This window comes from Micromonospora avicenniae, from assembly GCF_900156065.1.
Taxonomy (GTDB): Bacteria; Actinomycetota; Actinomycetes; order Mycobacteriales; family Micromonosporaceae; genus Micromonospora; species Micromonospora avicenniae.
Genome location: NZ_FTNF01000016.1, coordinates 114,382 through 137,473 on the forward strand (window position 1 = coordinate 114,382; position 23,092 = coordinate 137,473).

At 70.1% G+C, this 23,092-nt stretch carries 16 protein-coding genes and 1 pseudogene; 4 read left to right on the forward strand and 13 right to left on the reverse strand.

The window, feature by feature from the left end:
* Positions 1 to 75: 75 nt before the first annotated feature.
* The 5 genes from BXA10_RS22565 to BXA10_RS22585 all read right to left on the reverse strand — a co-directional run bounded on the left by BXA10_RS22565 (position 76) and on the right by BXA10_RS22585 (position 10,046).
* A complete protein-coding gene (locus BXA10_RS22565) occupies positions 76 to 633 on the reverse strand; it encodes a hypothetical protein (RefSeq protein WP_076472801.1) in 558 nt (185 codons plus the stop codon).
* Positions 634 to 684: 51 nt separating this feature from the next.
* Entirely contained in the window at positions 685 to 4,653 is a 3,969-nt protein-coding gene (locus BXA10_RS22570; RefSeq protein ID WP_076472802.1) for a ThuA domain-containing protein, read from the reverse strand.
* A 97-nt stretch (positions 4,654 to 4,750) separates the two neighbouring features.
* The gene (locus tag BXA10_RS22575; protein WP_139338090.1) at positions 4,751 to 5,950 is read right to left on the reverse strand and encodes a multicopper oxidase domain-containing protein; all 1,200 of its coding nucleotides are present in this window, start codon (positions 5,948 to 5,950) and stop codon (positions 4,751 to 4,753) included.
* A complete protein-coding gene (locus BXA10_RS22580) occupies positions 5,947 to 6,906 on the reverse strand; it encodes a sugar phosphate isomerase/epimerase family protein (RefSeq protein ID WP_076472803.1) in 960 nt (319 codons plus the stop codon). The genes BXA10_RS22575 and BXA10_RS22580 overlap by 4 nt, the downstream gene beginning before the upstream one ends.
* A 17-nt stretch (positions 6,907 to 6,923) precedes the next feature.
* The gene (locus tag BXA10_RS22585; RefSeq protein ID WP_084753160.1) at positions 6,924 to 10,046 is read right to left on the reverse strand and encodes an OmpL47-type beta-barrel domain-containing protein; all 3,123 of its coding nucleotides are present in this window, start codon (positions 10,044 to 10,046) and stop codon (positions 6,924 to 6,926) included.
* Positions 10,047 to 10,893: 847 nt separating this feature from the next.
* Here BXA10_RS22585 and BXA10_RS22590 point away from each other — a divergent pair.
* Positions 10,894 to 12,012, forward strand: a complete 1,119-nt coding sequence (locus tag BXA10_RS22590; protein WP_076472805.1) for a DUF4185 domain-containing protein — start codon at positions 10,894 to 10,896, stop codon at positions 12,010 to 12,012.
* Positions 12,013 to 12,019: 7 nt separating this feature from the next.
* On the opposite strand, the pseudogene BXA10_RS32245 reads toward BXA10_RS22590, so the two are convergent.
* The 7 genes and pseudogenes from BXA10_RS32245 to BXA10_RS22625 form a co-directional block, all read right to left on the reverse strand.
* Positions 12,020 to 12,718 (reverse strand): annotated as a pseudogene (locus tag BXA10_RS32245) (MerR family transcriptional regulator); the annotation flags it as partial.
* A gap of 12 nt (positions 12,719 to 12,730) precedes the next feature.
* On the reverse strand, positions 12,731 to 13,663 hold the full coding sequence (locus BXA10_RS22600) for an alpha/beta fold hydrolase (RefSeq protein ID WP_217696826.1): 933 nt from the start codon (positions 13,661 to 13,663) through the stop codon (positions 12,731 to 12,733).
* A 108-nt stretch (positions 13,664 to 13,771) separates the two neighbouring features.
* Positions 13,772 to 14,494, reverse strand: coding sequence for a hypothetical protein (locus BXA10_RS22605; RefSeq protein ID WP_076472808.1), 723 nt, complete (start codon positions 14,492 to 14,494; stop codon positions 13,772 to 13,774).
* Positions 14,491 to 15,291: an ABC transporter permease gene (locus BXA10_RS22610; protein WP_139338091.1), complete on the reverse strand. Its 801-nt coding sequence runs from the start codon at positions 15,289 to 15,291 to the stop codon at positions 14,491 to 14,493. Before BXA10_RS22610 ends, BXA10_RS22605 begins: the two co-directional genes overlap by 4 nt.
* Positions 15,288 to 15,998, reverse strand: coding sequence for an ABC transporter ATP-binding protein (locus BXA10_RS22615; protein ID WP_076472809.1), 711 nt, complete (start codon positions 15,996 to 15,998; stop codon positions 15,288 to 15,290). The genes BXA10_RS22610 and BXA10_RS22615 overlap by 4 nt, the downstream gene beginning before the upstream one ends.
* A gap of 59 nt (positions 15,999 to 16,057) precedes the next feature.
* Positions 16,058 to 16,711, reverse strand: coding sequence for a response regulator (locus BXA10_RS22620; RefSeq protein ID WP_139338092.1), 654 nt, complete (start codon positions 16,709 to 16,711; stop codon positions 16,058 to 16,060).
* Between the two features lie 2 nt (positions 16,712 to 16,713).
* On the reverse strand, positions 16,714 to 17,769 hold the full coding sequence (locus tag BXA10_RS22625) for a sensor histidine kinase (protein WP_084753163.1): 1,056 nt from the start codon (positions 17,767 to 17,769) through the stop codon (positions 16,714 to 16,716).
* A gap of 247 nt (positions 17,770 to 18,016) precedes the next feature.
* On the opposite strand from BXA10_RS22625, the gene BXA10_RS22630 reads away from it, so the two are divergent.
* Positions 18,017 to 18,751: a hypothetical protein gene (locus BXA10_RS22630; protein WP_076472811.1), complete on the forward strand. Its 735-nt coding sequence runs from the start codon at positions 18,017 to 18,019 to the stop codon at positions 18,749 to 18,751.
* Positions 18,752 to 18,868: 117 nt separating this feature from the next.
* Here the strand turns inward: BXA10_RS22630 and htpG are convergent, their stop codons facing one another.
* Positions 18,869 to 20,782 (reverse strand): molecular chaperone HtpG, encoded by a 1,914-nt coding sequence (gene htpG, locus BXA10_RS22635; RefSeq protein ID WP_076472812.1) that lies wholly within the window; start codon positions 20,780 to 20,782, stop codon positions 18,869 to 18,871.
* A 204-nt stretch (positions 20,783 to 20,986) separates the two neighbouring features.
* On the opposite strand from htpG, the gene BXA10_RS22640 reads away from it, so the two are divergent.
* Positions 20,987 to 21,472 carry a winged helix-turn-helix transcriptional regulator gene (locus BXA10_RS22640; protein ID WP_076472813.1) on the forward strand — a complete coding sequence of 162 codons (486 nt, stop codon included), beginning with the start codon at positions 20,987 to 20,989 and terminating at the stop codon, positions 21,470 to 21,472.
* Between the two features lie 58 nt (positions 21,473 to 21,530).
* Positions 21,531 to 22,229, forward strand: a complete 699-nt coding sequence (locus BXA10_RS22645; RefSeq protein WP_076472814.1) for an SDR family oxidoreductase — start codon at positions 21,531 to 21,533, stop codon at positions 22,227 to 22,229.
* Positions 22,230 to 23,092: the final 863 nt, after the last annotated feature.

Genomic DNA, 23,092 nt, shown 5'->3' on the forward strand with positions numbered 1-23,092 from the left:
TCGCCGGGAACGATCAGAACGCCGCTGTCGCGTTTGCCCGCTCGGGTCGCGGGAAGACCCGGCCGACCCGGCCGATCACGCCGATGGGACCCGTCGCGGCCGACGTTCGGTGGAACCGGGGAACCCGGGGCAGACCTGAGGAGGAGCGAGGATGACCGCAGGCAGGAGTGCCGTCCCGCCGGGCAGCCGCCCGACCGGGGCCCGGAAGGCCACCGGCGCGAAGAAGGCGCCGATGAACCGGAAGGCGGCGGCGAAGAAGGCCGCCACCGCCACGAAGCGGGCGACCGGCGCGAGCCTGGCGAAGTCACCCGGCGAGAAGCCCACGGCGACCACCGCCCGTGTCGCGCGGAAGAAGGACACCTCCGCCACCACCGCGACGCCCACGCGCAGGCCGACGGCGAAGGCGGCCGCCGCGAAGAACACGCCGCCGAAGAAGGCGCCGGCCACGAGAGCGGCCGCGAAGAAGGCCGCGAAGAAGGCGCCGGCGCGCGCCCGGACCACGTCCGCCACCCGGGCGCCGGCGAAGAAGGCGACCACCATGGAGTCGTTCGGCAACCGGCGTACGGCGCGCAAGGCCTGACCGACGTCGCCGCCCACCGTTACCGGTCGCCGGGCCGGCTCGCCGGTGCGCACAGCAGTGCCGGGTACGGAGGGTGGGTCCCCCGTACCCGGCACGCTCCGGGGTTACAGCTCGCGGACCCTCACGTCACGGAACTCGGTCAGGTCGTTGTTGCTGTGGTTCTGCAATCCGATGAACCCGCTGAGGAACTGCCGCAGGTCCGTGGGCGGATCACCCGCTCGCGACGAGTTCTTGCCCGGGGTGTTGTCGAACTCGTTGATCACCACGCCGTTCCGGATGATCGTGTAGTGCTGGCCGACGACCCGGACCTCGTAGTCGTTCCACTGGCCCTTCGGGGTCACCCTCGCCTGGTCGAGCGGGACCGGGTCGAAGTTGTAGATCGAACCGGTCTTCTGCGGCTCACCGGTCGGTCCGTCGTAGATCTGGATCTCGTGGCCGCAGTAGATCGCCACCCAGGCCTGCGAACCGGCGGCCGAACCGACCTTGCCGCACTCCGGGCGCTGCTCGACCGGCAGGCGCGGATCCGGGAACCGGGTGAAGAGGCCGGTGTTGGCGTACGAGCCGGCCGGTGAGACGTCCCGGAACTTCACTCGGACGGAGAAGTCTGCGAACTCCTTCCCCGCGTACCAGAGCATGCCCAGGCCGCCGGAGCTGCGGATCGAACCGTCGGTGCGCAGCGAGAACGATCCGCTCGGCGCCTGCCGCCAGTCGACGAGGGACTGCGCGGTCCCGTCGAAGATTGCCTGGTAGCCGGCGGTGTTGCCGACCTCCGAGTTCCGGGCCGCCCGGTTCAACCGGTTGGCGTCCTGCTTGTCGATCTCACCGTCGGCGAGCAGTCGCGCGGTCACGTCCTCGACGTGACCGACGAACTGGGCGTGGTTGCCCCAGTTGCGCTCGTCGTCGATCAGGTCGTTGACGGTGCACCCGCCGCCGACCGCGTAGTTGGGGACTCCGGTGTCGGTGTCGAGCATCCGTACGGTCGACCGGGCGTCGGGTGCCGCGCAGCCGACGTTGACCGGCAGGACCGAGACCGCCACCTCCCCGTTGGCGTAGGTCACCTTGAGGGTGACGTTGAAGGTGCCGTAGTCCGCGTACCGGTGGGTGGGGTTCGCCTCGCGTGACACCGGGCTGCCGTCGCCGAAGTTCCACTCCCAGGCCACGCCGCCGACCTTGGCGCTGGAGAACTGGACGTTCAGCGGGTCGCTCTGCGAGACGGCTCGGGCACCCGCGTCACTCGGGTTCGGCGTGGCCGGTCCACCGGTGTAGGCGATCCGGATCAGCTTCTGGTTCGAGTGCAGGCTGAAGAACCCACCCGCGTAGTCGAGCATGTACAGGGCGCCGTCCGGTCCGAACTTCGCGTCCATCCAGGACTGCAACTGGTTGCCACCGCTGCCGGACCGGATGATGGCGCGCAGGTCCTCGGCGAACGCCGGCGGGCCATGGCTGTCGACCTTGCTCTTGTCGACGGTCACCGCGATGCGGTTGCTGGCGTTCGACTGGTCACCGATGAACCACTTGTCGTCCCAGTACTCCGGCCACGCCACTCCGCTGGTGGTGTCGACGTTCTCCCGCTGGTAGGTCGGGCCGTCCATGATGGCCTGGCCGCCGCCCTTGAGGTACGGCTCGGTGAAGGTTTCGTCGCCGGGCTCGTACGTCGGCAGGCCGCTGCCGTCGGTGCGCTCCGGGAAGACCGGACCGCCACCCTGCGGCGAGTACCAGATCATGTTGTCCCGCACCGGTGGGAGGTTGACCAGACCGGTGTTGCGCGGAGACTCGTTCTTCGGGTGGTCGCAGTCGTACCAGCCGGTGAGCACTGTCGCGTCGGTGTTGCTGCGGTCCCGGTACGGCTGCCGGTTACCCATGCAGTACGGCCAGCCCTGGTTGCCCGCGGACTTGATGATCGTGGCGGTCTCGTACTTGGCCGGGCCGAGCTCCGGGTTCGGCCCGCCGGCGTCCGGGCCGACCCACGCGGCCGTCAGCCAGTCGTTGACCGGGTCCCAGGCGATCCGGGCGATGTTGCGCACGCCCATCACGTAGATCTCCGGGCGGGTCTTGCCACCACCCTCCTCCTGGCCGGTGAACAGGTTGCCCTCGGGGATGGTGTAGGTGCCGTCCGGCTCCGGGTGGATCCGCAGGATCTTGCCGTTGAGGTCGTTGGTGTTGCCGGCCGTACGGCGGGCGTCCTGGAACGAGACACCCTTGTAGTCCTGGGTCCAGTTGTTGCCGGAGTAGCCGTCCGAGCCGCCGGAGGAGTTGCTGTCGCCGGCGCCGATGAAGAGGTTGCCCGACTCGTCGAAGGTCATGCCGCCACCGGCGTGGCAGCAGCTGTGGATCTGCGTGTCCCAGCTCAACAGGTCCTTGCGGGTGGCCTGGTCGATCGTCTGGTTCGCGGCGTCGTAGGTGAACCGCGAGACGGTCCGCTTGCCGATGCGCCGGTCACGGTCGATCGACTCGTGCGGCATCCAGTAGACGTAGACCCAGCCGTTCTCCGCGAACTTCGGGTCCAGCGTGATGCCGACGAGGCCCTCCTCGTTCTTGACCAGCTCGCTGCCGCTGCCCCGGTTGCCCATCACGGCGAGCGTGGTGAGCAGCTTGACCTGCTTGGTCTTCGGATCCCACTGGTGGATCGTGCCGCAGCCGAGACCCACGTTGGGGTCGTCCCAGCTGGCGATCGGCCCGGTGGCGCAGGCCGCCTTGCCGATGTAGAAGACCTTGCCGTCCGGGGCGATGGTCAGGCCGTGCGGCTCACCGATCTGGTCGAGCTGCCCGGGCTGGTTCGTGGCGGTCAGTCGCTCGATGCGGTAGTTCGAGGCGATGGTCGCCTGGCAGTCGCCGCGCACCATGCCGGCGGTCCACTTGATGGCCCCGACCAGGTGGTTCTGGAACCGCGTGTCGGTGCTCCAGCTGTCCGCCGTGCGGCCCATGCCGGTGTAGAACGACCGGCCGCCGTCGTAGTCCTGGCACCACGAGATCGGGTGGAACGCGCCGTTGCCGCTGAGGCCGGGGTTGTAGGTGCCCTCCTCGACCTGGGCGACGGTGTGCACGCGGCCGACCGGGCTCGGGTCCCAGTTGATCCACTGGTCGGACCGCTTCACGGTCAGCGGCATCCCCTTGTTGGCCGGGTGCTGGCGGTCGGTGAAGTCGACCACCGCCTCCTGCACCTGGGTGTCCGGGGTCGGCCCGGCGTCCGGACCGATGAGCCACAGCTCGGCGAGCTGGAGCAGCGGCTCGCCGCTGTTCGCGGTGATGTTGAGCCGGTAGTGCTGGTAGGCGGTGGTGTTGGTGAAGGTGTACTGCTTGGTCTGGAACCGCTGCGGGAAGGTCTCGTCGGCGCGGGTGTCCAGGTCGGTCCAGGTGCTGCCGTCCTGCGAGCCCTGCAGGGTCCAGTTCTTCGGGTCCCGGCCCGGGAAGTCGTTGGCCGAGGTCAGCGCGTACCGGCTCACCACCACCGGCTCCGCGAGCGTCGCCGAGAGCCAGCCGGTCGGCGTCCGGGCGAGCCACTTGGTGCTGGTCGATCCGTCGATCGCCTGCGCCGCGGTCTCGCTCGGCGGGTTCTCGCCGCTGGCCGCGGCCGAGACCGGCTTCTCGGCGTTGGGCAGACCGGCCGCCGGACGCGTGCCGAGCAGGCCGGTGAACCAGGAGGAGTCCGGCTGCGCGCGCACCGCGTCGTGCACGCCGACGAAACCGCCGCCGCCCTTGACGTACGCCTGGAAGGCCGCCTCCTGGGCGTCGTTGAGCGTCACGCCGTTCGCGGACAGGAACACCACGCCGCGGTAGCGGGCGAGGTTGTCGAAGTTGAAGACGCTGGGATCGGTGGCGACGTCGACGGTGAAGCCGTTCTGCCGACCCAGCTTCTTGATCGCGGTGGTGGCCCCGGCGACCGGATCGTCCTGCTTGGCGGCCGGACCGTGGAAGACCAGCACCCGCACCGACGCGGCGGCGGCGGGAGCCGCGGTGGGCGCCGCGGCGCTGGCGGGTACGGCCAGCGTGCCGAGCGCGAGCACCGCGCCGCTGGCCAGGGCGAGGAGCCGGCGATGTACGCCGGCGCGTCGCCAGAGAGGTCTGTGAGCCATCTCGACTCCTTCTCAGGTTGAGGCGGACCTGCGTTGACGGGTTCGGGGCGTGGGGGTGGCCGCCCCGCTGGCAGCGGCCACCCCACGCCGTCGACGGTTACTTGTGCTGGTGCACCGTGGCGCCGCTGCCCGCCGGAGCCGTGCCGCTGCTGGTCGAGGCCGCGCCGCTGCTGGTCGCGCTGTGGTCGTGGTCGCCGCCGGGCGGCATGTTGCCGTTCTCGTCCAGGACGTGCATGGTCGTGTACATGCCGGCGTCCGAGTGGAACTGCATGTGGCAGTGGATCATCCAGTGGCCTGGACCGACCGAGTCGCCGGCGACGATCTGGACACCGAACGAGTCGCCCGGTCCGAGCGTCTTGTTGTCGACCGTCGGTATCTGATCGACCTCGGCGTTGGTGCCGGTCGCCACCCCGGTCCGGGTGTCCGCCCAGGAGTGCCCGTGGATGTGGAACGTGTGCATGTCGTTGCCGATGCCGACGACGATGAACTCGACCCGCTCCCCCTTCTTGGCGACGATGCAGGTCGGGCCCGGCTGCGGGTTCTCCTGGTCACAGGTGTCGGCGGCCGCGCCGCGGCGCAGGTTGATGCTCTGCTGGTCACCGAAGACGGTCATGTAGGTCCGGTCCGGCCGCAGATCACCCGGTCGCCGCACGACCAGGCCGCCGAAGAGCCCGGAGCCGATGCCCTTTGTGCCGTGCGGGCCACCCACCACGTGGTCGTGGTACCACCAGTAGCCGGCCGTCCCCGCAGTCCCGGCGGTGCGGTCGCGCTTCTTGGCGTACCAGGTGTAGGTGCGCGACTGGCCGGGCGGGACGTACGAGAAGCTCTGCGTCGTACCGTCGGACAGCTGGGTGTACTTCACCCCGTGCACGTGCAGGGAGACACCCAGCGGATGGGTCGGGTCGGTGCGCAGCTGCTCCAGGGTCTCGGCGGGCACCTGGTTGTGCAGGGTGACGGCGAGGCACTCCCCCTCGATCATCTCCATGGTGGGGCCGGGGTAGGAGGCCGTCTCCGGGGTGAGGCCGTAGCCGAGCCGGATCTGGTTGCCGTCCCGCGGCAGTTCCACCGCGTACAGCTGGACGCTGCGGTCGGGCTGGTCGCAGCCGTCCGGCCGTTCGGGAAGCAGGGCCGCGGCTCCGCCCGCGACGGCGAATCCGCCCGCGCCGACGAGGCTGAGCACCACGATCGCGGCGACCACCAGCATCCGGCGCGCGGTGGAGCCGGAGCGGACCGGCTGCTCCGGCCCGGATTCCGGCACCGGACCGTCGTCGGTCAGCCGCCAGGCCGAGGCGCTCATTTGGCCCTCCGCAGGTTCCGCATCCGCCGGTAGCTGCGCTCGGCGGCGCCGAGCGAGCCGGGCGGGTTCGGTTGGGCGCTGGGCGCGGTGTCCTGCTCCCACAGGTACTCGAACTGGCCCCGGTCCTTCAGCTCGGTGAAGAACTCGGTGAACGGGATGACGCCGGCGCCGAACTCCACGTCCAGGTAGGAGTTGCCCTGCTGCGGATCGGGCAGCGGGACGCCGTCCTTGACGTGGAACAACGGGAACCGTTCGGGGTGGGCGTTGACGTAGTCGACCGGCCGGAAGCCCGGGTACTTGCGGGCGCCCCCGAACGCCCACAGGAGGTCCATCTCCAGGTACACGTACCGCGGGTCGGTGAGCTCCAGGAACAGGTCGTACAGCCGGACGTCCGGCCGGTCGACGGCGAAGCTGAACTCGATGGTGTGGTTGTGCTGGTAGAGCTTGAGGCCGCGGGCGGTCGCGGCGGCACCCCACGTGTTGAACTCCTCCGCCGCCTTCTGGTAGCCGGCGATGGTGCGGTCGCCGGTGGGCGCCTCGGCGGTGCCGACGGTCGGCATGCCGAGAATCTCGGCGATGTCGAGCTCCTGTTCGAGGTTGTTGCGGAAGTCGCCCAGGCCGCGGTGGCTGCCGACCGCCTTGAGCCCGTTGTCGTCGAGCAGCCGGCGGATCTGCTGCGGGGTGATCGCGCCGACGTTGCCCTGGGTGTAGCCGGCGAACTCCACCTGCCGGTAGCCGATCCGGGACAGCTCGTCGAAGACGTACGCGAACCCGAACTCGTTGATCTTGTCCCGGACGCTGTAGAGCTGGATGCCCATGTGTCCCTGCGGGATCAGCCGGCCCCCGCCGCCCGCCGAGGCGGGAAGCGCTCCGGTCAGGCTGGCCGCGCCGACCGCGATCGTCGAACCGGCGAGGCCGCGTAGGAGGGCCCGGCGGTCGATCTTCTGCTTTGCCATGGTGGTGTTCCCTTCGCTCAGTTGCCGGCGGCGGAGGCCGGGGTCAGCGGGGCGATCCGGACGTTCCGGAAGCTGATGACGTCACCCTCGCTGTGGTTCTGCAGGCCGATGTATCCGCTGGCGCTCTGCCGTCCGGCCCCGCCCGGGTCGTCGGATCGGGGCGGGCTGAAGACGGCGTCCGGCGTGTTGACGTACTCGTTGATCAGCTCGCCGTTGCGGAAGATCGACCAGTGCTGGCCGACCACCCGGATCTCGTAGTCGTTCCAGGTGCCCTTGGGCGTGACCCGCGCGCCGGACAACCCGACCTCGTCGAAGCCGTACACCGAACCGGACTTGTACTGGTCGCCGTCGGGGTGGTCGTAGATCTGCAGCTCGTGGCCGTACTTGATGGCCACCCACTCGGGCCGGGACTCGTCCGGGTGATCGTGGACCTGCGGGAAGCGGGCGAAGATTCCGCTGTTGGCGCGGCCGTCGCCGGTCGCATCGTCACGCCACTGCAGCTTCAGCGAGAAGTCCCCGAACTGCTGCTTGGGGAACCAGAGCATCCCCATGCCCGGTACGGCCCTGCTGGTGATCGATCCATCGGCGTTACGGACGAAGCCGCCCCCGCCGACGTGCTCCCACTGGTTGAACGACGCCTTGCTGGAGTCGAGCAGCGACTGGTATCCGCTCTTGGACTCCGGCTTGCCCACACCAGAGCTGCGGGCGGCGTCGATGAGCCGGGTGCGCTCCTGGCGGGTGATCACCTCGAGGTCGACCAGATGGTCGGTCACCAGCTTGACGTGCGCGACGAACTCGGCGTGGTCGAGCCAGGTCCGCTGCCCCTCGAAGATGTTGTTGATCGTGCACTCGTCCTGGACCGGCCGGTTGCGTACGCCACTGTCCAGGGTGCCGAACCACACCGTCGGCCGGGTGTCGGGCACCAGGCAGTTGAAGCTGGACCCGCTGCTGATCACCGTGAAGGTGAGCGAGCCGGTGCCGGAGGTGTTGCCGACCTTGTCGGTCGCCCGGAAGCTGAGCGTGTGGTCGCCCGGCTCGTCGATGGTGACCGGACCGGTGTAGCGGACGTACTCGCCGCCGTCGAGGGCGTACTCGATCCGGTCCACGCCGGAGCCGCCGTCGAAGGCGAACAGCGTCACGCTGGCGCTGCCGAGGTAGGCGCCCTCGTCGTCGACCTGGCCGGTCACCGACGCGGTCACGATGGGCGCGGTGGTGTCGTCCGACGGGGGTGCGACGACCGTGAAGGAGACAGTCTTCACCGCCGAGGTGTTGCCCGCCTTGTCGGTAGCGCGGTAGCCGACCGTGTGCGCGCCCGGCTGGGTCACCGTCACCGGCGCCGAGTAGACGGCGTACGGCTGCCCGTCGAGCGAGTACTCGATCCTGTCTACGCCCGAGCCGGTGTCGCTCGCCGTCACCACCACCGTGGCGCTGCTGACGAACGCGCCCTCGGCGTTCTTCTGACCGTGCAACACGGCGGACGTGGTCGGCGCGGTGGTGTCAGCCGGCGGTGCCGCGACCACGGTGAACGACACCGACTGCACCGCAGAGGTGTTGCCGGCCTTGTCGGTCGCCCGGTAGGCCACCGTGTGCTGGCCCACCGTGTTGACGCTCACCGGCGCGGAGTAGACGGCGTAAGCGCCGCCGTCGAGGGAGTACTCGATCTTGTCGACCCCGGACTCGGTGTCCGTCGCAGACACGGTCACCGTGGCGCTGCCCACGTACCCGCCGTCGCCGTCCTGCTGCCCGGTGACTGCCGCCGACGTGGTGGGCGCCGTGGTGTCGGCCGGCTCGCTCTCGGCCACGGTGAACGACTCGGTCTTCACCTCGGAGGTGTTGCCCGCCTTGTCGGTGGCCCGGTAGCCGACCGTGTGCGCGCCCGGCTGGTCCACCGTGACCGGCGCCGAGTAGACGGCGAACGGCTGCCCGTCGAGCGAGTACTCGATGGTGTCCACGCCCGATTCGGCGTCGGTCGCCGACAGCATCACCATGACGCTGCCCAGGTACGCGCCGTCGCCGTTCTGCTCACCGTGCAGCATGGCGGACGTGGTCGGTGCGGTGGTGTCCTCGACCGAGGGCGGGACGACGGTGAACGACACCGACTGCGGCGTCGACGTGTTGCCGGCCTTGTCGGTGGCCCGGTAGTCGACCTTGTGCTGCCCGACGGAGTTGACGCTCACCGGCGCGGTGTACTCGGTGTATTCACCACCGTCGAGCGAGTACTCGATCCGATCCACGCCCGACTCGGTGTCGGTCGCGGACACGGTCACCGTGGCGTTGCCCACGTACGCGCCGTCGTCGTCCTGCTGGCCGGTGACCGCCGCGGTCGCGGTGGGGGCGGTGGTGTCATCCGACTGGGGTTCGGCCACGGTGAACGACGCGGTCTCGACCTCCGAGGTGTTGCCCGCGTTGTCGGTGGCTCGGTAGCCGACCGTGTGCGCGCCGGGCTGGCTCACCGTCACCGGCCCCGAGTAGACACCGTAGGGACCGCCGTCGAGCGAGTACTCGATCTTGTCGACGCCCGAGCCGCTGTCCGTCGCCGACAGGTTCACGGTGGCACTGCCCACGTACGCGCCGTTCGCGTCCTGCTCACCGGTCACCTCGGCGGTCACGGTCGGCGCCGTGGTGTCCGAGCTGTCGCCCGTGACGACCAGCAGCCCGGTCATGTTGCCGTGACCGGGAATCGCGCAGAAGTACCGGTACGTGCCCGGCGAGAGCACCACGTCCACGGTCCAGCGACCGCCGTTGGCGTCGTTCGGGTCGGCCAGGATGTTCACGTCGACGTCGCTGTTGTACGCCGGATTGCCGGTGTCGAAGGTCAGGGTGTGCTGCATCCCGGTGGTGTTGCCGGTCGCGGCGCTGTTCTCGAAGACGAGCGTCGCCGGCCCGGCCACCGCGGTGGTGGGGGCGGAGCGGTAGGCCAGGAAGTTGTCGCCGGCGGTCCAGGTGAGCACCTGGGCCTGCAGCTGGCGGGGCTGTGCCGCCGCCGGGGCGGTGGACCGTTCCGTGTCGACCGGCTTCGCGCTCGCCGGCACCGCCACCAGTCCGGCGGTCAGCCACACCAGGGCGGCCGTGGCCACGGCCGCGATCGATCTCCGGAGCCGTCCCGCCGGGAGCCGGCCAGGGGGTGAGTAGCCGTTCATCAATGCCTCTCTCCCAGGTCCGAGGCGCGCACGCCGGGGCCAGGCATCCCCCGTCGATGTCAGGTCGCCTCTTGTCCAGATATGTCGCCGATCGGCGGTACCGTGGGCCCCTCCTTGGCCGCACGGAATCCCCGGCCGTGGCGATGCCACGGCCGTCCGATGTGAGGTTTGGGACCCGCCCGGCCGAGGCTGGGCGAGCCGGATCGCCCACGTCGCCGGGCAGGGTTCAGCGCGAAGCTGAACGGGTGGTCGGGCCGCCTCGGAGCTCACGAGGTGGCATCGGGAGCGGATCGGTCACGCCCACGGCACCCCTCGGCGCCGGGTCGCAGGGCGTACGCCGACCCGGGGTGTCGTCCCTGGCCGGGCCGGTGACCGCCGGACGTGCTGCGCCGCCTGGGGCCACCGTTCGGGACTCACCGCGCCGCCGGTTCATCCCGCTGAAACATATCGATGGATCCCGACACTACTAACTTGGCCCGAAGGTGTCCAGAGCTTTCGTTGCCCCCGGCTGTACTTTCCTACAAACAAACGAAAGTCACTGGCGCAGCGCGCCTCAGAAACGCCACAGGTGTCTGGTCGGTCCGATGAGGACGGAGCGGAAAACCGGCTCTCCTTGCCCTTGACCAGCCAGAACGGGGCCGAGGCTCGCTGCGATCGGGCGCGGGCCTCGACGAACGCGCCCGGGGTCCACCGGCACCGCCCGAGGCGCCAGCACGCGGCCAGGTATTGACACACGTCGAGCGGCGGGACTTGACTCGGGGTACGCCACACCGTCCGGCAACGGCCGTCACCGTGGCCGCAACCGGCGTCACCAGTCGTCGGAACCGACGACACCAGGAGGGCGAACATGGCGCTGACTCGTCGGTCCTTCCTCGTCAGGACGGGGGCGGTCGGGGTGGCCTCCGCCATCGCCCCGACCCTCGCCCTCGGCGGTGAGGCTCAGGCCGCCACCTGGCGGAAGCGCCTAACCGGCGCCGACCTCGACACCAACAGCCGGTGGCAGGTGGCCGGCACCGACCTCGGCATCCCGTACGTGTTGGAGAACGGCTCCATCGGCTACCTGTTCGGCGACACCTTCAACACCCCGTGGCCGGAAGGCCCGCCGCTGCCCAACGACTGGCGGTCACCGGTGATGCTGCGCTCCAACGTCCACCCGGGCGCCGCCGGCGGCGTGGTCTTCGACAGCGCCGCGCGGGTCGCCGGCAACGGTCGCGCCCCGGAGCTGATGCACAACGGCCACAACGGCATCGGTATCGACGGCCTCTGGGAGGTCACCGTCATCCCGAACGACGGCATCAGCTTCCCGGAGACCGGACGGCAGCTCATCTCGTACATGAGCATCGAGAACTGGAACTCCGCCGGCCCCGCCGGCCCGCACTGGCGGTCGCGCTACGCCGGCCTGGCGTACAGCGACAACGGCAACGACTTCGTCCGCACCCCGCTCAAGTGGTGGAACGACGCCACAAACACCGATCCGTTCCAGATGTGGACGATGCAGCGCGACGGCGACTGGGTCTACGTGTTCTCGGTCCGCGCGGGGCGGCAGGACGGCCCGATGATGCTGCGCCGCGTCCGCTGGGATCGACTGTTCTTCCCCGAGTCGTACGAGGGGTGGGGGTGGAACGGCAGCAACTTGGGCTGGGGCCGCCCGTGCACACCCATCCTGACCGGCCGCTTCGGCGAACCCTCCGTACGCCGGCTCGCCGATGGCACCTGGGTGATGTCGTACCTCAACTGCGCCAACGGCTGCATCGTCACCCGGACCGCGGCCGGGCCGGACCAAGTCTGGACCGCCGAGAAGGTCCAGGTCACCTCCTGGCAGGAGCCCGGCCTGTACGGCGGCTTCATCCACCCCTGGTCGAGCCGCCAACCCAACGACCTGCACCTGATGGTGTCGAAGTGGACGCGGACGCTCGACGGTCGCTCCACCGCCTACCACATGAGCCAGTTCGCCGGCACGGCCTAGGCTCTGCCGCCAGGAGCACGGCCAGCCGCTGCCACGCCGGCGAGGCGGCGGTGGCATGAGAGAACATGAGATCGACCGTCCCGGGCTGAGCCGGCCCGTGCTCTGGACGGAGTGAATTCCACGCGACGATGTCCGCGGCGAGTTGCGCCAGCCGCGGATCGTCGGCGGTCCAGCCGAGCGCCTCGTCGCAGGTCCGGTAGAGACGCTGGAACAGCGGGTCGTCGAGGGCAGCGTGCTTGACGGCCACCCATTCTGGCACCGACCGTGGAGAGAGCGCCGCGATGAGGATCCAACTGTCGCGTTCGATGCGTACCATCTGCTCGCTGTAACCCGTCGCGCGCAGCCGATCGAGAATGGCAACGACCTCGGCGGGCAGGAACAGTCGCTCGCCGGCGGCCAGTTCGGCGATCCGGCGGCGATAGTTCTCAAGATCGCGGATCTTTCTCCTCAGCGACCGGTCGATGTCGGCCACGGCTGCGGCGAACTGCTCCGGCCCAGCGTGGAGGAGCTCGTCGATGCGCGCAAGCGGCACGCCGGCATCAGCCAGGGTCTTGATCCGAATCAGGTCCACCACCGCCTGAGCGTCGTAACGCCGGTAGCCGGACGCGTCGCGTTCCGGCTCGGCCAGCAGACCGAACTGGTGGTAGTGGCGTACCGCGCGTACGGTCACACCGGCGTGGGCAGCGACCTGTCCTATGGTCAGCATCCGGCGCCCCTCTCAGGACACACGCTTCCAAAGATCGGCTATGGCCCGCGTTACGGCGTCCGCGCAATCGACGTGGATCGTACTGTGCTTGGCCGTCTCGAGAGCGCGGTACTCGCCGTTCGACACCGACGCGGCAAGCGCCTCGTAGAGATGCTGCTTGCCCGCGTTCATCGCGCGCAGGGCCTTCGGCGACATGAACAGTCGCATGGCGAAGTCCACGCCGAGGGCGCTCATCGCGACGAGCGGCGCGTCCGGAACGGGACCCCCGGCCTTGAGTTCGTCGCGCCACCGCGGCTGGTCACTGCGCTCCTGGGCGCCTGCCCGCTGTGCCGTCACGGTGAGGTGGCGCTCGATGAGTGGCCGGCGCACGTCGTCAGGCCACGAAGCGAACATCCGCCGGTACAGACCGCGGGAGGAGAACGCGATCAGCCGCAGCGCGAGCGAGCCCGGGACCTGCTGCGGGCGCAGCCGCGGCAGATATGTCTCCCAGTCCTCATGGAAGGCGTCCAGGTAGACCACCCCCGCCACCTCCTCGGGGAACAGTTGGGCGTATCGGCGCGCGTAGGCACCACCGATGGAGTGCGCGACCAACACGTACGGGCCGGACACATCCGCGGTCCGCAACAGCTGCCTCAGCTCGGTGGCGACGTCGGCCAAGGATCGCGGCAGGTCGGCCGGCGCGCTCCAGCCCGTGCCACCACGGTCGTAGACCACGGAGGTGGTGAACTGAGCGACCCGGTCGTGGACGTTGAGGTAATCCAGGCCGAAGGCGCTCGCGCCGGGCAGGAACACCACGGCCGGACCACCGGTACCCGACCGGTGCAGCAGTAGACGTCGTCCGTCGACGTCGTAGAAACGCCCCACTGGGGGTTGCCGTGAACTGGACATGGACCGAGTGTCCGACCCTGACGCAAGGTCAAGGTCAAGCATCAGCTCGTCCGTCACCGGCGACACGCTTCGGCGCGCGAGACGACGCCCGCCACCCCGAGGTCCCGCGCCCGGCACGGGCCACCCGCGGCGCCGGCCCGGCCGGCGGTTCGCCGCGAGGCCTGGTCAACTGTCGCGACGCACGATCAGGGTCCAGGCGGTGCCGACGAAGAGCAGCGCCCAGCCGATGAGCACGAGCAGGCCGGCTGCCCGGCTCAGGGTCGTCGCCGGGTCGGCGGAGAGGCCGAGGAAGCTGAGCGTCGCCTCGTGTGGCAGGAGCTTGACGAACTGCGGAAGCAGGTTGCCGAGTGCCGTCGACGCCAGCATCGGCAGGATGAACAGGACGGCCAGCGGCGTGACGGGGCTGCGGGCGAGGAAGGCGAAGCCGAAGCCGACCAGGCTCAGCAACAGGTAGCCGGCCAGCAGCGCGAGCAGGTCCTTGGCGGTACTGCTGAAGGCGAGATCACCTGCCGCGCCGTGCTGGACGAGCAGGCCGGGCAGGACGGCGGGGATCGCCGCGACCAGGGCGACCACGGCACTCACGGCCAGTTTCGAGCCGAACCATCGGGTACGGTCCGGCATTGCCGCCAGGCTGATCCGGAGTTGGCCGCCGCGGTACTCGGTGCCGGCCGCGAAGACCGCGATCGCGATGAACACGTACGCCGGGGCGAGCATCAGCGCGCCGAGCTGACCGACGGCCACTTCGCCGTTTGCGGAGGCCACCCGGACGAGGTCGGTGGCGGCGAGGATGCCGAGCACCGCGTTTCCGAGCACCGTGAGCGCGAACGCGATCCAGGTGGCCGGCAGCGTACGGATCTTGGTCAGTTCCGCGATCAGCAGCTCGCTCACCGGACGTCCCTGCGGTTCAGGAGCAGACCGGCGACCGCGGTGGTGAAGGTCGGCCACAGCAACAGCACCACCAGGGCATGTGCCCGGCCGGCGGTGAGTCGACTGTCCTCGGGGTTGAGCAGCAGGTTGCGCCCGGCGCTGAGTGGGAACAGTGCGTCCACCGCGGGCACGGACACGGCGAGCACCTGGGTCATGGTGACCGCAGTGAGCGCCACGGTGGCGATGATGCCGATCAGCGTCCTGCGCGAGATGAGCGTGAGGGCGTATCCGACCAGGGCCCACAGCACAGCGAAGGTCAGGAATCGGCTCTGCCCGAGCAGGGCGTGGGCACTGGTGAGGACTCCGGGATCCCAGCCCTGGACAGCGGAGTACATGAAGGTGGTGCTGATGCCCGCGATCGCCAGCGACACGAGCAGCAGGTACGCGGCGGCTGCGACGGTCTTCGCGATGATCAGCACACCCCGGCGCGGCACCGCCAGTATCGACTGCCCGAGCTGATGCGCCCGAAACTCCTGTCCCGCCAGCACCGCCGCCAAGGTGGGCAGGAACAGGCACATCTGGAACGACATGGAGATCATGAAGTCGACGAGCGCCGGGCGCGCCGGGCGCGATTCGCCGGCGAACAGTTCGATGTGCTCGTCCGGAGTGATGTTGGCGACCGCCTCGGTGGTCAGCCGCAGGTTCGCGACGGAGATCAGCAGGTGCAGGGCGAGGATGAGGCCGGTGACGACCCACGTGCTACGCAGGGTGAAGATCTTGGTGAGTTCGGCGCGGACGGCGGCGAGCAGGGCGCTCACCACTCGGGTCCCTGGTCGCCGGTGAGCGCGAAGAATACGTGCTCCAACGACGGGTGCCCAGCGGTGATCTGATCGAGCCGGCCGTGTGCGGCGATGCGCCCGCGCGCGATCACGACCACCTCGTCGGCGGTGTCGGCCATCTCGGTCATCAGGTGGCTGGACAGCAGCACGGTACGGCCGCGAGCGGCGAAGCCGCGCAGGAAGGTCCGCACCCAGCGGATCCCCTCGGGGTCCAGGCCGTTGATCGGCTCGTCGAGCACGAGGATCTCCGGATCACCGAGCAGCGCCCCGGCCAGCCCGAGCCGCTGGCCCATGCCCAGTGAAAACTTCTTGACCTGCTGCTTGGCCACACCACCGAGCCCGACGAGGTCCAGCACCTCGTGAACGCGACGGCGCGGGATCCGGTTGGACTGGGCGATCCAGGTCAGGTGGTCGACAGCCCGCCGTTCGGGCACCGACCCGGGGCCGTCCAGCAGGGCACCCACCGTGTGCAGGGGGTAGCGCAGGTCCCGGTACGGCTTGCCGTCGATCAGAGCGGTCCCGGCGTCGGGCCGGTCCAGGCCTAGAAGGATGCGCAGGGTGGTCGACTTGCCCGCGCCGTTCGGGCCCAGGAACCCGGTCACCCGGCCGCGTGGCACGGTGAAGCTGATGTCGTCCACGGCGGCTCTGCCCCCGTAGTGCTTGGTGAGATGTGCTACCTCGATCACCCGGCCAGGGTTTCGCCCGCGGCCGGGGCGTCGCGTCCCCCGAAAGGAGACAACCTGGTTCAACGCTGCTCGTGCAGCAGGCCCGCCTCGTAGGCCAGCACGGCCAGCTGGGTCCGGTCGCGAACGTCCAGCTTGGCAAAGGAGCGGCGCAGGTAGGTGCGGACCGTCTCCAGGCTCAGGAACAGCTCGTCGGCGATCTGCTGGTTCGAGTAGCCGCGCGCGACGTACCGGATGACCTGTATCTCCCGTTCGGAGAGCACCGTCCCGGCGAAATGGTGCCGGCGCTGCGGCCGGCGCGGTGCGAAGGTGTGCAGCAGCCGCGCGGTGACCTCCGGCGCCAGCATCGCGTGCCCGTCGTGTACCGCCCGGACAGCCTGCAGCACCTCCTGCGGGGAGGCGTTCTTGAGCAGGAACCCTGAGGCGCCCAGCGTCAGCGCTTCGTGCACGTACTCGTCCAGGTGGAACGTGGTCAGCATGATCACCCGGGTGCCGGTGACCGGCAGGATCCGCCGTACCGCCTCCAGCCCGTCGGCGCCGGGCATCTGAACGTCCAGCAGCGCCACGTCCGGTTTCAGCGCGACGCACATCCGGGCGGCCTCTGCGCCGTCGGCGGCCTCCCCGGCGGTGCGGAAGCCCTCCGTGCGGTCGAACAGCTTGCGGTAGATCCCGCGGAAGCGCGCGTCGTCATCGGCGAGCAGGACCGAGATCGCCACCGTCAGCTCCTCCGCATCGGTAGCCGCGCCTCCACCTCGAAGCCGCCCTTCGCGGTGCCGCCCCACACCACCGTACCGCCGAGGGCTGCGGCGCGTTCCCGCATGCCGCGCAGGCCGTGCCCCGTGCCGGAAGAGGCAGGGGTCATCCCAGGCGCGCCGCTGTCGTGTACCCGCAAGGCGATCGTTTCCTGGGCTTCCCACAGCTCGACGGTGCAGCGCGCCCGCGGCGCGTGCCGCACCACATTGCTCAGCGCCTCCTGCGCGATCCGCACCACCGCCGCGCCGACCTCGGCGTCAACCGGACCGTGCGGCTCCACCCGGGCGTGCACGGCGACCCCGGCGGCGCGGGTGGTTGCGATGATCGTGGGCAGCCCGCTCAGCGCGGGCCTGGGATTGCGCAGGCTATGCACCAGCCCCTGCATCTCCTCGAGAGCGTCTCGGGCGTGCGACTCGATGTCGGCGAGAGTTTCGCGCAGCTCGGCCTCGGAGGCGTCCGGAAGTCCCCGGGTCACGCCGGCCTCGGCGGCGATCACACCGAGGGTGTGGCCCACGACGTCGTGCACCTCACGGGCCACCTCCAACTGCACCCGCATCCGTTCCGCCTCCCGCACGGACGCCACCTGCCGACCGACGGCCGTGCCGACCAACCACGCCGAGCAGAGCGCGGCCGTGGCCACGACCAACCACGTGCCGAGGCCGGGTGAAACTCCGGTCACCGCGGCGAGTCCGGCGAGTACTCCGACCAGCGCGACGACCAGCGTCCGGACGCGCGGACCGCGTTCCACCGCCACCAGGTAGAGACACCAGGCGGTGGCCAGCATCGGATCCTGGCATACGCCGGCGGCCGCACCCACCAGCGTCGTGACCGCGACCGCCGCGGTCGCCGCGACAGGTGCTCGCCGATTGAACACGAGCGCGGCACCGGTCAGGGCGGCCAGCGCGGTCCCGGCGCAGATCCGAGGCCAGTCACCGGCCATGCTGATGGACGGAACCCAGAGCACGGTGAGCACCAGGACTGCCGCCAGGAGATCTTTTCGCGGCACCGTCACCCTGCTCATCTTGCCACCGCGCCACTGTCTACTTCCGGGTGACGCAGGCGAAGTCGCGTCCGCGCCAAGGTGGGTGGTAGCGACCCGTCAGCTCCAGCGAGGTAAAAATGATCGAGGTCTGTCACCTCACCAAGCGCTGTGCGCCGCGGTCCGTGACCGGCTGCATGCGACGCACCGGAAGCGGCGAACCAACGATGCTGCGCCCGCTGCCGATCCCCGAGCTCGGGCAGCCGCGAGACGCGGAAGAGGCGAGCGAATGACCGCACGACCGCGTCTACGCCGACGTTGGCCATGGCTGAGCGCCGGACTGGCCGTCTTGATGCTGGCCGTGGGTGCAGCACTGGTCCTGGCGTTCCCGTCGATTGCCGCCACCGGGTGCCCCCGCTGCTACGGACTGATCGCCGTGCAGGACGGGCTATATGCCGAACGCGGCCTGTCGAACGCCGAACGGCGCCGTCTCGTCGAGGTGTACCGCGATGCGAATCAGCGTGTCGACGGCTTCTACGCGGGGCGGGAAAGCGCACCGGTCGTGCTCGCGTGCTTCACGGCCAGCTGCTACAAGCGGATCGGCGGGGGCGGCGAGCGGGGAATCGCGGTACGCAACCAGGCGGTGATGCTCTCGCCCCGTGGCATCGACCCGGTGATCGCCGCACACGAGCTCGCGCACGTGGAGCTCCATGTGCGCCTCGGCGCTCGGCGTGACGAGATCCCCCAGTGGTTCGACGAAGGACTCGCCGTTCTGGTCTCCGACGACGCGCGGTATCTGTTGCCGCCCACCGCCGAGGACCGCTGCCGCGACACCTCATCGGAGTCACTGCCGCGGACGCTGAATGCATGGCTGCGTGCGGCCAGCGGGGATGAGCAGGTGTACGCCAGAGCCGCCTGCCGGGTGTACCGGTGGGCCGACGCACACGGCGGGCAACAGGCGGTGCTCGACCTCGTCGACCGACTCAATCGCGGCGATCGATTTGCCACACACGTCGACGGCTGAACCCTCGCTGAGGTTCACGGCGAGATCGTCGGAATCCTCGCCCCACGACTCCGGGCCTGGCCGGCACGGTCGACGGCACGCCCACTCAGGGCGCGCCGTCGATCGGCCGGCGACGGATCAGAGCGTGCGGGAGAGCCGGTCGGCGAGGAGCCGGGTGAACCGGGACGGGTCGGCCAGCTCACCGCCCTCGGCGAGCAGCGCCATCCCGTACAGCAGCTCGGCGGTCTCCCGCAGCTCGGTCTGGTCGCCACCCTGCTCGTGCGCCTTGCGCAGCCCCGCGACCAGCGGGTGCCCCGGGTTCAGCTCGAGGATCCGCTTGACCGACGGCACCTCGTGCCCCATCGCCCGGTACATCTTCTCCAGCGTCGGAGTGAGGTCGTGCGCGTCACCGACCACGCAGGCCGGCGAGGTGGTCAGCCGAGAGGAGAGCCGGACCTCCTTCACGTTGTCGGCTAGCGCGCCCCCCATCCAGGTCAACAGCTCGGCGTGGTCCTTGCGCTGCTGCTCCCGCTCCGCCTCGGCCTGCTGGCGCTCCTCGTCGGTGTCCAGGTCGACCTCGCCCTTGGCGATCGAGCGCAGCGGCTTGCCGTCGTACTCGCCGACCCGCTCGACCCACACCTCGTCGACCGGGTCGGTGAGCAGCAGCACCTCGAGCCCCTTGGCCCGGAACGCCTCCATGTGCGGGGAGTTCTCCAGCATGGCGCGGGACTCGCCGGTGGCGTACCAGATCTCGCTCTGCCCGTCCTTCATCCGCTCGACGTAACCGCGCAGATCGGTCGGCTCGGCCGGGTCGTGCGTGGAGGCGGCGCTGACCAGCTCCAGCAGCGTGTCCCGGTTCTCCGCGTCGTCGATCAGGCCTTCCTTGACGACCGCGCCGAACTCGCCCCAGAAGGTGCGGTACCGCTCGGCGTGGTTGGCCTTCAGGTCCTTCACCGTGGCGAGGATCTTCTTGACCAGGCGTCGCCGGACGACCTGGATCTGCCGGTCCTGCTGCAGGATCTCCCGGGAAATGTTCAGCGACAGGTCGTGCGCGTCCACCACGCCTTTGACGAAGCGCAGGTAGTTCGGCATCAACGCCTCGCAGTCGTCCATGATGAACACCCGCTTGACGTACAACTGGACGCCGCGGCGGCCCTGCGGAGCGAAGAGATCCAGAGGCGCGTGGGCCGGGATGAAGAGCAGCGCCTCGTACTCGAAGGTGCCCTCGCCCCGCATGTGCACGATCTCCAGCGGATCGGCCCAGTCGTGCGCGACGTGCTTGTAGAACTCGTGGTACTCGGCCTGGTCGACCTCGTCGCGGGGACGCGCCCAGAGCGCCTTCATCGAGTTGAGCGTCTGCTCCTCGCGCGTGGTCGCGCCCTCCTCGCCCGGCCGCTCGACGGTCATCCGGATGGGCCAGGCGATGAAGTCGGAGTAGCGCTTGACGATCTCCCGGATCGTCCACTCGGCCGTGTAGTCGTGCAGGCTGTCCTCGGTGTCGGCCGGCTTGAGGTGCAGGGTGACGGAGGTGCCCTGCGGGGCCGCGTCGACCGACTCGACCGAGTAGGTGCCCTCACCGGTGGACGACCAACGGGTGCCGCCCTGCTCGCCGGCCTTCCGGGTGAGCAGCTCCACCCGGTCGGCGACCATGAACGCCGCGTAGAACCCGACGCCGAACTGCCCGATCAGCTCCTGTGAGGCGGCGGAGTCGGCGGACTCGCGCAGCGTACGCAGCAGCTCGGCGGTGCCCGACTTGGCGATGGTGCCGATCACCGAGACCACCTCGTCGCGGGTCATCCCGATGCCGTTGTCCCGGACGGTCAGGGTGCGCGCGTCGCGGTCGACCTCCAGCTCGATGCGCAGGTCGGAGGTGTCGACGTCGAGGTCCTTGTCGACGAGGGAGGCCAGCCGCAGCTTGTCCAGCGCGTCCGAGGCGTTCGAGATGAGCTCGCGGAGGAAGACGTCCTTGTTCGAGTAGATCGAGTGAACCATCAGCTGCAGCAGCTGACGCGCCTCGGCTTGGAACTCCAACGTCTCGACCTGGGTGGCCACGCCGTCTCCCTTCTGCTTTACATCGGCTCTCGGGCACAGGATACGGACCACCGCCCGGCCGGCCGTGCCGGTGTCCCGCCCCCGCGGACACGCCTAACGGACAGGCCGGACAGCGCGGGCGGGCGTATTCCCGCTTCCGGGAAAACGCCGGCGTGACCCACCTGACTTTGCTTTCTCTAAGTCAGCCGGGATAGCGTGCGTGGCATGACGGATCTCCTCGCCAACCGGGACGCCTGGCTGATGACCAACTGCTCGATCGCGCGGACGCTCGACGTGGTCGGCAACCGTTCGACGCTCCTGCTGCTGCGCGAGGCGTCCCTCGGTACCCGACGGTTCGACGACTTCGCCGCCCGGGTGGGCATCAGCGAGCCGGTCGCCGCAGCCCGGCTCAAGCAGCTCGTCGCCGACGGGCTGCTCGAACGGCGCCCTTACCAGGAACCAGGGCAACGCACCCGCGACGAGTACGTACTCACCGACAAGGGCGCGCAGCTGGTCCCCGTACTGGTCGCGCTGCGGCAGTGGGGCGACACCTGGGCGGCCGACCCGGCCGGGCCGGCGGTGTGGCTCGCGCACCACGACTGCGGCGCCGAGGTGCACGCCGTGCTGCGCTGCGCCGCCGGGCACGACGTCGATCCGGACGGCCTCGACGTACGCCCGGGGCCTGGCCTGATCCGCACCAACGCCGAATGACCTCTTCCGCGGGCGGCACCTCGCCGATCCCTCCGCCACTAGCAACAGGAGCAACCGAATGAAGATCGCCGGAAGCACCGCCCTCGTCACGGGCGCCAACCGCGGCCTCGGCCGGCAGTTCGCCGCCGAGCTCGTCGCCCGGGGCGCCACCGTCTACGCCGGCGCCCGCAACCCGGACAGCGTCGACCTGCCCGGCGTCACGCCGGTCCGACTCGACATCACCGATCCCGCGTCGGTCGCCGCCGCCGCCGAACTCGCCCGCGACGTCAACCTGCTGATCAACAACGCCGGCTCCGGTACCGGCGCCGACCTGCTCAACGGCGACCTGGACCTGATCCGGCTGGAGATGGAGACCCACTACTTCGGCACGCTGGCGATGGTCCGGGCGTTCACGCCGGTCATCGCCGGCAACGGCGGTGGCTCGATCCTGAACGTGCACTCCGTGCTCTCCTGGTTGCATCTGCCGGACACCGGCGCGTACAACGCCGGCAAGGCCGCCGAGTGGGCGCTGACCAACGCGGTGCGCGCCCCGCTCGCCGAGCGGAACATCCGCGTGGCCGGCCTGCACGTCGGCTACATGGACACCGACATGGTCGCCCACATCACCGCACCGAAGTCCGACCCGGCCGAGATCGCCCGGATCGCCCTGGACGGCGTCGAGGCGGACGCGTACGAGATCGTCGCCGACGACATCAGCCGGCAGGTCCAGGCCGGCCTCTCCGGCGGCGTCGCCGCGCTCTACCCGCAGCTGCCCTGACGGCAGGTCGCCCGCCCGTACCCTGCCGGAACGAACCGGTCGCCCAGCAGGCGCGAGCGGGTGCGGACCTCGTGCGCACCCGCTCGCCGGGCGTCAACCCGGCACCACCCGCGCACATCAGGCCGGGACCGTCCCACCGCAAGGCGCGACCACCCCGACAGACGCCCACGGGCGGCACTGCCCGGACTGGGGGATTCTGGGCGCCGAGCGCCGCCCGCTACCCCGGGTCGACGAAGCGGGCAGATCGGCCGGATCGGCCGGATCGGCCGGATCGGTCGGATCGGTCGGATCGGTCGGATCGGTCGGTTCGGTCGGTTCGGTCGGTTCGGTCGGTTCGGCGAGATGATCGACTCGTGTTCATTGATGTCGGGGTGTCCTGGGCGCTGGGTTACCGCGACTTCCTTGAAGCCGAGTCGATCACGCCGCCCGCCGCCCAACCTGAGCCATTCGTCCGGTTCGACAGGGCGGCCGGCCAGGCGGGATGTCCGGTTCCGGGACGGGCGTCCCGTTCCCGAGGCCACCCCGGCGGAATCATGCCGCGAGCCGGGTCGTTGAACATGGCGTGCCGCGCGACCCCGGGTCGCCAGCGCCAGGCGGAGAGCCCCAGCCGGGAACACCACGGGCCCTGAGCTCGTTGAATCCCCCGGCCGCCGCAGCCCACCGCGCGGCAACCCACGCGGAGCCGCGTGCTAGGCGGAATGACCGGCCGGCCCGCGCCGTTACACCCCGGAGCACCCGAGCAGGCCACGCCGCCGGGCATCCCCCCTCGTCTTCACCGTGCGACACCCCCATGCCGCACGCGCACCCCCGAACAGAGAGGCACACACCATGCGTACCGATCTGATCCGCAAGACCGTCCTCAC